The organism is Streptomyces alkaliphilus (assembly GCF_014141535.1).
Classification (GTDB): domain Bacteria; phylum Actinomycetota; class Actinomycetes; order Streptomycetales; family Streptomycetaceae; genus Streptomyces; species Streptomyces alkaliphilus.
In genome coordinates, this window is the sequence record NZ_VKHT01001408.1 from 1 (window position 1) to 980 (window position 980).

1 protein-coding gene is annotated in these 980 nt (G+C 74.8%); it reads left to right on the top strand.

The genetic code is table 11. The features are described 5' to 3' along the window. Positions 1-955, top strand: a 955-nt coding sequence (locus FNQ90_RS24775) for a DNA topoisomerase IB (protein ID WP_182608376.1), incomplete at its 5' end; no start/stop codon positions are given. Positions 956-980: the final 25 nt, after the last annotated feature.

Sequence of the window (980 nt, forward strand, 5' to 3'; positions counted from 1 at the left end):
CCCCCTGCGCGACCCCGCCCACCTGGAGCGGATCAAGGGCCTGGTCATCCCGCCCGCCTGGCGCGACGTGTGGATCTGCCCCCTGCCCAACGGCCATCTCCAGGCCGTGGGCACCGACGCCGCGGGACGCCGCCAGTACCTCTACCACCCCCGCTTCCGCGCCGAGCAGGAGCGGGCCAAGCACGAACACGTCCTGGAGGTCGCCGAGGTCCTGCCCCGGCTGCGCGAACGCACCGCCGTCGAGCTGACCGGTCGCGGCCTGCGCCGCGACCGGGTCCTGGCCACCGGCGCGTCCCTGCTCGACCTCGGCTTCTTCCGCATCGGCGGCGACCGCTACGCCAACGAGAACCGGTCCTACGGGCTGACCACCCTGCTGCGCGAACACGTCGGGATCCGACGCGGCGTGGTCACCTTCAGCTATCCCGCCAAGCACGGGCAGTGGCAGGAACAGGCCGTGGCCGCCCCGGAGATCCTGCGGACGGTCACCGCCCTGAAACGCCGGCGCTCCGGCGGCGACCGCCTGTTCGCCTACTGGGACCGGCCCGCGTGGCGGAACGTCTCGGGGGAGGAGGTCAACGCCTACCTGCGGGAGGTGGCCGGCGGGGTGGAACTCACCGCCAAGGACTTCCGAACCTGGCACGCCACCGTCCTGGCCGCCGTCGCCCTGGCCGTCTCGCAACCGGCGGCCCGCACCGAGACCGCCCGCCGCCGCGCCATCGGCCGGGCCGTGCGCGAGGTCGCCGCCCACCTCGGCAACACCCCCGCGGTCTGCCGCGCCTCCTACATCAACCCGGCGGTCATCGAACTGTACGAGGAGGGGGTGACCGTCGCCGGCGCACTGGAGGACCTGGGGCGCGGAGTGGGCGAGGGACTGCCGGCCACCCGGGGCCCGATCGAGAGGGCCGTGTCGGAGATGCTGCGCACCTCCCGCCCACCGGGCCCGGCCCGGCCCTGAACGCCGGGCCCCACCACCGTCACCC